Annotated in this window: 7 protein-coding genes; 5 read left to right on the top strand and 2 right to left on the bottom strand. The window is 39.8% G+C overall.

The genetic code is table 11. The features are described from left to right. The first annotated feature begins 156 nt into the window (after positions 1–156). A complete protein-coding gene (locus IQ264_RS29400; RefSeq protein WP_193985707.1) occupies positions 157–765 on the top strand; it encodes a DUF3318 domain-containing protein in 609 nt (202 codons plus the stop codon). 10 nt (positions 766–775) lie between these two features. Further along, the gene (locus IQ264_RS29395; RefSeq protein WP_193985705.1) at positions 776–2,095 is read left to right on the top strand and encodes a NupC/NupG family nucleoside CNT transporter; all 1,320 of its coding nucleotides are present in this window, start codon (positions 776–778) and stop codon (positions 2,093–2,095) included. 247 nt (positions 2,096–2,342) lie between these two features. Here IQ264_RS29395 and IQ264_RS29390 read toward each other — a convergent pair whose 3' ends face one another. Then, positions 2,343–3,572 (bottom strand): glycosyltransferase, encoded by a 1,230-nt coding sequence (locus IQ264_RS29390; RefSeq protein WP_193985703.1) that lies wholly within the window; start codon positions 3,570–3,572, stop codon positions 2,343–2,345. A gap of 466 nt (positions 3,573–4,038) precedes the next feature. Between IQ264_RS29390 and cofH the strand changes: the two genes are divergently transcribed. Next, positions 4,039–5,202: a 7,8-didemethyl-8-hydroxy-5-deazariboflavin synthase subunit CofH gene (gene cofH, locus IQ264_RS29385; protein ID WP_193985701.1), complete on the top strand. Its 1,164-nt coding sequence runs from the start codon at positions 4,039–4,041 to the stop codon at positions 5,200–5,202. 133 nt (positions 5,203–5,335) lie between these two features. Beyond that, positions 5,336–6,160, top strand: a complete 825-nt coding sequence (locus IQ264_RS29380; protein WP_193985699.1) for an alpha/beta fold hydrolase — start codon at positions 5,336–5,338, stop codon at positions 6,158–6,160. 161 nt (positions 6,161–6,321) lie between these two features. Here IQ264_RS29380 and IQ264_RS29375 read toward each other — a convergent pair whose 3' ends face one another. Further along, complete coding sequence (locus IQ264_RS29375; protein ID WP_193985697.1) at positions 6,322–7,416, bottom strand: acyltransferase family protein; 1,095 nt, start codon at positions 7,414–7,416, stop codon at positions 6,322–6,324. Positions 7,417–7,908: 492 nt separating this feature from the next. Here IQ264_RS29375 and IQ264_RS29370 point away from each other — a divergent pair, with 492 nt between their 5' ends. Next, the gene (locus IQ264_RS29370) at positions 7,909–9,693 is read left to right on the top strand and encodes a DUF3352 domain-containing protein (protein WP_193985695.1); all 1,785 of its coding nucleotides are present in this window, start codon (positions 7,909–7,911) and stop codon (positions 9,691–9,693) included. Positions 9,694–9,724 lie beyond the last annotated feature (31 nt).

Raw genomic sequence — 9,724 nt, 5'->3', positions numbered from 1 at the left:
GAGATGGGGAGATGGGGGGACAAGGGGAATTAAATTTTACATTTCCCCTCTGCTCCCCTGCTCCTCTGCTCCTCTGCTCCCCTGCTCCCCTGCCTTCTGCCTTCTGCCTTCTGCCTTCTGCCTTCAAAAAGCCTTCTGCCTTTCTTGCATTTACTTATGGAGCCAAAAACGGAAATTAGTCGCCTTCTAGATATTATGCCTGCCTCCGGTCGGATGATGTGTAAAATCATCAGTAAACCAGAGCAAAAAACAGTCATCGAAAGCCCTTATCCTTTGCCTTGGAATGGGACAAGAGAAATTTGGATTAACTTTGATTTGTGGAGTCGTTTATCTCTACAACAACGAGATTTGTTGTTGTTAAGAACAGTTTCTTGGCTAATAGGAATCAAATGGTTTAAACCTGATGTTTATCAAGGTGTAGTAGTGGCTGCACTTTTGGGGGGAGTATTTGAACTGGTGCAGCGAGATGTAGTTGGTGTAGTAGTTGCTGGTGGATTAACTGCATTAGCAAGTAGCCAAATTTGGCGGAATAATCGCAATTCTCAAGCGCAACTTTCTGCCGATGAAGCTGCTATTAAAGTGGCAATTCGTCGGGGATATTCGGAAACAGAAGCCGCCCAAAGTTTAATCCGCGCCATTGATGCTGTAGCGCAAATTGAAGGGCGTTCTAACCTAGATTTTATCGAATTAATGCGCCGCCAAAATTTAAGAGCGATCGCAAATCTTTCCCCAATAGGTGTCCCAGAAACAATCAAACAAGAATAACTTCTGCAATATGTCTCATCCGATTTACCTTAATTTAATTTCCTTTTTGGGAATTGGGGGATTTTGTATCATAGTTTGGCTCTTCTCGGAACAGCGCAAAATTATTCCTTGGCGAGTCATCATTGGCGGCATACTCTTACAATTAATTTTGGGATTTCTGGTATTTCAATTTCCCCTGACTAGAACAGCCTTAGAAATATTTAGTAGTTTGTTAGACAGCGTATTTTTAGCAGCAGATGTGGGGGCAAACTTTGTCTTTGGCAAAAACATTGTCCCCCTACTGGGAAAACCGCCAGATGTGAATTTAGGCTATATTTTTGCTTTTCGCGCCCTCCCAGCAGTGATATTTTTTTCAGGTTTAATAGCATTACTTTATAACTTGGGAATAATTCAAATTATCACAAAATTTTTCGCCAAAATTTTCTACAAAACTATGAGATTAAGTGGTGCAGAATCTCTTAGTGGTGCAGCAAATATATTTGTAGGAATTGAAGCGGCAATTGCTGTTAAACCTTATATTCCAAAAATGACACGCAGCGAAATTTGTGCAATTTTAGCTTGTTGTTTTGGGACGGTGGCTTCTTCCACATTAGCAATTTATGTGAATTTCCTTAAACCAGTATTTCCCAATATTTTAGGACACTTGGTATCAGCATCAATTATGGCAATACCTGCCTGTTTTGTCCTATCCAAAATCTTAGTACCAGAAACAGAAATTCCTCTGACAGCCGGAGGAGTTCCGGTAGAAGAAAAGCAATCAAATGATTTAGAAAAAGTACCAACTGAGACAGTAGGCGGAGAATTAATTGAAAGAGTTAGTCCAATGGATGCAGCAATTTTAGGCGCACTCGATGGGGTAAAAATGGCTGTTTCGATTGCGGCAATATTAATTTTAATTTTAGGATTAGTTTCTTTAATTAATCAATTATTGGGTGAGGAAACTTTACAAACAATTCTGGGAGTTTTGTTTTTTCCTTTCACATTACTAACTGGAATTCCTTTTAATGAAACTTGGATAGCTTCGGTAATTATTGGACGGAGACTGTTAGAAACAGAAATTCCTTGTTACTTCGCTTTAGCGGAAGCAGCGGAGGCGGGGAAAATTAGCGATCGCACAGTCCTAATTGTCAGCTATGCTTTAACTGGATTTGCTCATATCGCCTCAGTTGGCATCTTCGTCGGTGGTACAATTGCTTTAGCACCTTCGCGCCGCAAAGACATTTCCTCACTCGCTTGGAAAGCTTTATTTGTTGGGACTTTAGCAACTTTAATGATTGCTTGTGTCGCCGGGTTTTATGATACAGGAAACCCCAGTATTTTAGGCAAATAAATCAGTCTGTTGTGAGGACTTCAGTCCTAATCAGTTTGTTGTGAGGACTTCAGTCCTAATCAGTTTGTTGTGAGGACTTCAGTCCTAATCAGTTTGTTGTGAGGACTTCAGTCCTAATCAGTTTGTTGTGAGGACTTTAGTCCTAATCAGTTTGTTGTGAGGACTTTAGTCCTAATCAGTTTGTTGTGAGGACTTTAGTCCTTGCCCCCCTACTTAGGAAGGACTGAAGTCCTTACAACGAACCTTATTACTGGTCTACTGCTGTCACTCGCCAACTTAATTTTAAGTTAATCCAGAAATTCCAGAAAGTGACAATTCCAATAGCAATTAAATTCGCTGCATATCGACCGTAAGGCAATCGATCGAACCCGAAAACATTATACAACAAATTCAGCAGCAACACATTTAAAATTAGTCCTGCCAAACAAACCAAATTAAACTTTAAAAACCTTTGGAAACGGTGACGCTTGCCTCGCTGTTTCCGGGAGATATCACCAAAAGTCCAAGCATCATTCCACAAGAAATTATTCACAATTGCCAACTCTGAAGCGATGATTTTGCTGCGAGTTAACCCCCAAGCCAAAGTAGTTGGATCGCTCAACAAGTAAAGCATCAACATATCAACAAATACGCCACTTAGACCGACCATAGCGAAGCGCAAAAACCGACCTACGGGCCAAAGAGAAAAGCGCAATTTGAGTAAATGTTGAATGTATTCTAAGTATTGTTTTCCAGTAACTTTACTTTCACCATGTTGACGTTCTTGGAAAACATAACCCACTTCAGCTATCCAACGGATTTTTCCCCTACCTAACACTTCAATGAGGATTTTATAACCCAAAGGATTCATTTCTCGATCGACAACACAGGCGCGACGTACCAAAAAATAACCCGTCATCGGATCGGAAACACGACTTACCACTTCTGGACAAATAACTAATCCTAAAAGTTGTGCGCCACGAGATAAAAACCGCCGAATCAAACTCCATTCACTCACGCCGCCGCCTTCTACATGACGACTGGCGATCGCCAAATCTGCCCCCCCTTCAATTTGCTTCCAAAGCTGCAACAATAACTCTGGGGGATGCTGAAGATCGCCATCGATCACCCCTAACACCTGTCCCCTAGCCACTTGCCAGCCACGAATCACCGCCGTCGAAAGTCCCCGTTCCTCCACTCGTCGCATCACTCGCAATTGGGGATACTCCGAAATTAACTCTGCTGCCAATTCCCAAGTACCATCAGGACTATTATCATCCACCACAATTAGCTCATAAAGTCCCGACATCAATTCATCCAAGAGATGGCACAATTGTCTAATTAGCCGCTTAATGTTTTTCCTTTCGTTGTAAGTCGGAACAACCAAGGAAAACAACAGCGAATCACTCCCCACATAAACAGGTGCAGGTGGTAAAGCTGGAATTACCAACGCCCCTGATGGTGCTGTTATTAGTAAATTAGATTGGCTAATATTCATTAGAGCCAGATTTTCACTATCCAAAAACACGAATTCAAACTTTAACGATAAACTAATCCCGGAAACTAATCTAGCTTCACAATGCCAATTCTTTTCCTCAACTGATAACTCAGAGGATAGAAGACAGGAATAGTTTAATTTTTTCCATATTGCCAGTCATGAGGACGATCAAAAATCTAGACAAAGATAGATTCCACAGCTTTACTTAAGTAATTTTCCTGATTTTTTCGGGATTTGCATCAGTTATTCAGTAAACTAATTGCTTTATCGCTATTAGCATTAAATTTTTATCAAAAAGGTAACTAGCAAATTTCCCAAATAATGCTGTGAGAGTTTATCTAGAACAAAAACAAAATAAATTATCGTAGTTTAAATTTTATTTGATAAAACCTTAAATTTGGGGCTTGTATCCTGCTTCGGGTTTGGTCAAAATGAAAAAGGAAGTTCTAATATCCTGAGATATCCTGTGATTACTAAAACAGTTGATGCAATTCTTGACCATGCCCTCGCAGGTTACGATATATCAGAAGCAGAAGGAATTTTGCTTTTGCAACAAAAAGATGCAGATATTATTGATGCTATTCGTTCTACTGCTGACGAACTGCGACATCGACAAGTCGGGGATACAGTAACTTATGTTATTAACCGCAACATTAACTTTACCAACATTTGCGAACAACATTGTAGTTTTTGCGCCTTTCGCCGTGACGAAGGAGAAACAGGCGCTTATTGGTTAGATTTAAACCAGATTTTAGAAAAAACTACTGATGCAGTGCAAAGAGGTGCTACCGAAATTTGTATGCAGGGAGGACTTAACCCCAAAGCTAAACTTAATGGCACTTCTTTAGATTACTATCTCAACATAATTAAAGGCATTAAAAACGCATTTCCTGAATTACATTTACACGCCTTTTCTCCTCAAGAAGTGCAATTTATCGCTAGAGAAGATGGACTAACATACGCTGAAGTAATCGCCGCTTTACAAGATGGCGGAGTTGATTCAATGCCAGGAACTGCTGCGGAAGTTTTAGATAATGAAATTCGGCGGGTAATTTGTCCTGAAAAAATTGATAGTGCGACTTGGTTAGAAATTATTGGTGTTGCACATAAATTAGGATTACCTACAACTAGTACCATGCTTTCGGGACATATAGAAACACCTGAACAGCAAATTAAGCATTTTAGTTTATTACGAAAACTGCAACAAACTGCTAAAGAAAAAGGATTTATTGGCTTTACTGAATTTATTCTTTTGCCTTTTGTGGGACAAGAAGCACCGAAGCCGCTACGCCGCCGAGTTGGGAGAGATCAACCAGTTTTATCAGATGCACTTTTACTAACTGCGGTAGCGAGAATTTTCCTGGGAAATTGGATTATTAATCATCAACCAAGTTGGGTAAAACTTGGTTTAGCAGGTGCAACAACTGCTTTAACTTGGGGTTGTAATGATATTGGTGGGACTTTAATGGAAGAACATATTACGACAATGGCGGGGGCTCAAGGTGGTACTTGCATGGAAGTGTCAACTTTACAAGCTGCAATTAGTTCTTTGGGGCGGAATTATCAGCAGAGAGATACGGTTTATGGCAGCATAATGTCGAAGGCTGAAGATAGTTGGGCGATCGATTAATTCAGTGTGACTCCATGCAAAAATCTGTCTTGGGGAATAGAAAGGTTTCATCAAAAGTGCAAATACAATCACGTTATTGTCTGAATCAAATACAGGCTAGAAAATTTTTCGCCCCATTGAATATAGGAGCCACATGAGTACAATTACTACCAAGGACGGTACACAGATCTACTACAAGGACTGGGGTACAGGACAACCGATCGTCTTTAGTCACGGCTGGCCGTTGAGCGCGGATGCTTGGGAATCACAAATGTTTTTTCTCGCCTCGCACGGCTACCGCTGCATTGCACACGATCGTCGCGGTCATGGTCGATCGAGTCAACCTTGGAACGGTAATGATATGGACACCTACGCCGACGATCTAGCGGAACTCTTCGAGGCGCTGGATATTAAGGATGCAGTGATGATCGGACACTCTACTGGTGGTGGCGAAGTGGCACGCTTCATCGGTCGTCACGGCACCGATCGCGTTTCCAAGGCAGTACTGATGGGCGCGGTGCCACCGCTGATGCTCAAGACGGAGGCGAATCCGGGTGGGCTGCCCATTGAGGTTTTTGACGGTTTTCGTGCGGCATTTTTGGCCGATCGATCGCAGTTCTTCCTTGATGTAGCCAGTGGTCCCTTCTTTGGCTTCAATCGACCTGGTGCTAAAGTCTCTCAAGGGCTGATCTATTCCTGGTGGATGCAGGGTATGATGGCTGGCTTCAAGAACGCTTATGACTGCATCAAGGCGTTTTCAGAAACAGATTTTACCGAGGATTTGAAGAAGTTCGACGTGCCAACGCTGATCGTTCATGGCGATGACGATCAAATCGTGCCGATTGGTGCTTCTGCCCTCCTGTCTGCCAAGCTGATTAAGAATTCGATTTTGAAGATTTACCCTGGTGGGTCACATAGCCTGGGTGATACGAGCAAAGAACAACTTAATACCGACCTGCTGGCATTTGTCAAAGAGTGACCCTCACTGTTTAAGATCCGAACGGGTGCATTCTCTTATGGAGAGCACCCTTTGCGATCGTTTGTTCAGTTTCATCTAGTTTGTTGTAGCGACTTTAGTCGGATTTAAGACTGAAGTCACTAAAAGGAAATAGATCGTCGGCTTCTTTTGCTTCTGTGCTATCATTTTTTTGATAATTTGTTACTTTTTAATGGCAACCAAAGCAGGGCTAAGTAGTCATTTTTTTTGACTAACTCCCAAAGCAACAAAGGAATTGCACAAGCAACAATGAAGGCACCAAGGTTAATGAAATAATTATAACTATGAAATATCTTCGATAATAAACCCAATGCTTTCAATTGAAAGAATTGATGAAATATTAAAATAAACATACTTCCAGTACCAATGTATGAAAGTATATCTCTTATGCCTTTAAATTTAGAAATTAAGTTAGAAAAACATAAGATAATATATATTCCACAGATTGCCTCAAAGGTAGATATTATTATATTGTCGTATCGTCTCTCACTCAGATCCATTGTATAGTTAAAGTAATAATGACAAAAACAAAATCCGAACAAAATCAATGCAAAATATTGGTAGTTAACATTGAAATTAAAAGCTTGTTTTTTGAGAAGTAATCCTAACAAGAAGAAAAATAAGCTAATCAACACAATATCTAGACTAAGAGGAAGCCCAGTCAATAAATTATCGTTAAAAACTAGGTTTAAAATGGGTGTATTATTAATCGGGATTTCCCAAAATAAATGAATAGTTAATATCCCTATTATTAGAATCAATAACATCACAACAATTTGCCATAGCTTGTTGATTACGCACAGATTAGTTACCTTTATAAGCAACCATGAAACAGTGAAAATAGCCCAAAGATGTGGGAGAAACCACAAGGGAGCCCATTCAGCAGGAATTGTACTCTCTGTTCCATAAACTACCCCAGCGATATATCTTATTGGTGAATAATGGTTCAAGGGTATATAAATTGCCCCCACCACAATCAATGTCACAAAATATGGTTTGATAATTGAGTCAAATTTTCCTTGCATTAATCTTGTTATTTTGTCATCAGCCTTAAAGAACAATCCTGCTAGAAAGAAGAACAATGGCAGATGAAAGGAATATATTATGTTAAATAATTCTCCCTGTTCCTTTAATACAATCTGGTTATGACCAAATACAACCAGTAAGATTCCCAAACCTTTCGCTATATCAATATGTTGTAGCCTACCATTCATCACTTTTACCTCAAAATCTAACATTTCAGCTCGTGGTTGGTAGTTGCACGCTAGGGATAAATCGAAGGGATTTTGCTTGATGACCAATACTTATAAATAAGTATAGATTAGCACTTTTTATCGGAATGAACCAAACGTTTACTACTAACTATTGAGAGAAAAATTCAAAATCTAAAATTTGTTCTAAATTATACGAATATTCTAAGGTAAGCCTTCATAATTTAAAGAATTTTCTCTAAAAACTAAAGCTAATATATATTGATATGCTTGTGCGATTGTCTTTTTTGTCTGCCTAAAGATTCAATTTCGTCAACCAAATTGACAATATCCCAGCAATTTAAAATACCTTCACGAAGGAATTTGCTTGCGCCTGTGTCCAATCGCTGTGTTACTGCGTCAGAATATATTGCAGCAGTTTTGGGATGACTTTGGCTTGGGAATGGTAACATTATCAAGATAAGTCGATTCATTTAAGTAAAAATCCCAGGCTTTCTCGGCTGTGGGAATTTCCAGATAATGAGGAAAAAAAATAAATCTTCTCTAATCCTAACTGTAGCTGCGATCGCCGCAATAATTAATGGTGGTGCTGCTGCTTACTGGGTATTAATCCAGGAAAAATACTCTGGGGAGAACTTACCTGTAGGTGCTGCTTTAATTCCCCAAGATGCTTTAATGGCATTATCTGTTTCTACAGATGAGCGGCAATGGCAACAGTTGCGAGAGTTTGGTACATCACAAAGTCAAGCTGGTTTTGAGCAAAGTTTAGCGAAATTGCGCGATCGCTTTCTCACCGCCAATGGTTACAATTATCAACAACATATCCAACCTTGGCTGGGTAAACAAGTAACTTTAGCTTTTTTGTCACCCCCGAAAAAAACCTCCCAAGGGAAACTGACTAAACAAATTACTCCCGCCACAGAATCAGAGAATGCTGAATCTGAAGCGCCAGAACCGGAAAAACAATCAGTAGTGATGGTGTTACCAATAGATAACCCGCTTCAGGCAAAACAAATATTAGAACAACCCCAAAGTCCGTTTAATAAAAATCAATCGACTGAACGCGAATACCAAGGTGTGAAGATTAAAGAAACCAAAGTAAATGAGGATGAAAGTTACTCAACAGCCGTTATTGATGGGAAAATTTTAGTAATTAGTACAGATAGTAGAGGGATCGATCGAGTAATTGATACCTACAAAGGTGGGGCATCTTTAGCAAACACTCCCGGATACAACGAAGCTTTGCAAAAAATCGCTGACAACCGAGCTTTTGCTAGGTTATATGTAAATATTCCTGCCGCCGCAGTAGCAGCAAAAACTGCTCAACAGCAACTTTCTCCCCAAGGATTAGAGCAAATTCAACAACAGCAAGGTTTAGCATCAAATATTATTTTAGAATCCCAAGGAATTAGGTTTAAAAATATTTCTTGGTTAAAACCAAATAGTCAACGGAGATACCAAATAACCAATAATGCAGGAGAGATGCCGCAATTGTTGCCAGCTAACACTTTAATGATGGTTTCTGGCGGAAATTTAAAACAATTTTGGCAAGAATATGTCCAAGGTGTTGAATCAAATCCGATGACACCTTTTAAACCAACAGAGTTAAGAAGTGCGGTAAAAAATTTCACAGGACTAGATTTAGATCAAGATTTGGTTTCTTGGATGGGAGGAGAATTTTCTGTATCATTAATTCCGGCAAAGCAAGCGAATCAAGCAAATGAGCAATTTCCCAGTATTGGGCCAGGTGTGGTATTTATGGTGAAAACTAGCGATCGCCAAACAGCCGAAAAAAATCTGGCACAACTTAATAGCATAATGAGTGATAAATACAAATTTAAAGCCGAAAAAAGTCGATTAGGTAATCAACCAGTAGTCAATTTAGTATCTCCAATATTAGGAGTAAAAATGTCTCAAGGTTGGTTAGATGGCAATGTGGCTTTTATAACTTTAGGTGCGCCAATTACAGAAGAAATTGTACCTCGACCCAAAAACAATTTAACTCAAAACGAATTATTCCGTAGTACAGTTCCGTCAGAACTTACACCTAATAACGGACACTTTTTCATTGATATTGAACGAATGGGAGTAGATACTACAGCTAACTTGCTGAGTTTTTTATTAAGACTTTCACCGGATATCACTACTCAAAATAACCTGAGAAATCAACTTTCTTCCATGCAAGCAATTGGCGTTACCGCAGCAGTCAGCGACGAACGCAGTAGTCGCTTCGACATTTTCGTGAAGCTGAAAAAAGTCAGGGAAGGAGGGATTTTGCCTGCGCCTAATGTACCAGCGAAGTAGGAGCAGGGGAGCAGGGGCTGTCTCTTATACA

The organism is [Phormidium] sp. LEGE 05292, from assembly GCF_015207735.1.
GTDB lineage: Bacteria > Cyanobacteriota > Cyanobacteriia > Cyanobacteriales > Aerosakkonemataceae > Floridanema.
This window is presented reverse-complemented; position numbering and strand designations above follow the sequence as displayed.

Excerpts from the sequence above, each read along its gene's own strand:
- IQ264_RS29375 (WP_193985697.1), bottom strand. The coding sequence starts at position 7,416 with ATGTTAGATTTTGAGGTAAAAGTGATGAATGGTAGGCTACAACATATT.
- IQ264_RS29400 (WP_193985707.1), top strand. The coding sequence starts at position 157 with ATGGAGCCAAAAACGGAAATTAGTCGCCTTCTAGATATTATGCCTGCC.
- IQ264_RS29370 (WP_193985695.1), top strand. The coding sequence starts at position 7,909 with ATGAGGAAAAAAAATAAATCTTCTCTAATCCTAACTGTAGCTGCGATC.
- IQ264_RS29395 (WP_193985705.1), top strand. The coding sequence starts at position 776 with ATGTCTCATCCGATTTACCTTAATTTAATTTCCTTTTTGGGAATTGGG.
- IQ264_RS29390 (WP_193985703.1), bottom strand. The coding sequence starts at position 3,572 with ATGAATATTAGCCAATCTAATTTACTAATAACAGCACCATCAGGGGCG.
- IQ264_RS29380 (WP_193985699.1), top strand. The coding sequence starts at position 5,336 with ATGAGTACAATTACTACCAAGGACGGTACACAGATCTACTACAAGGAC.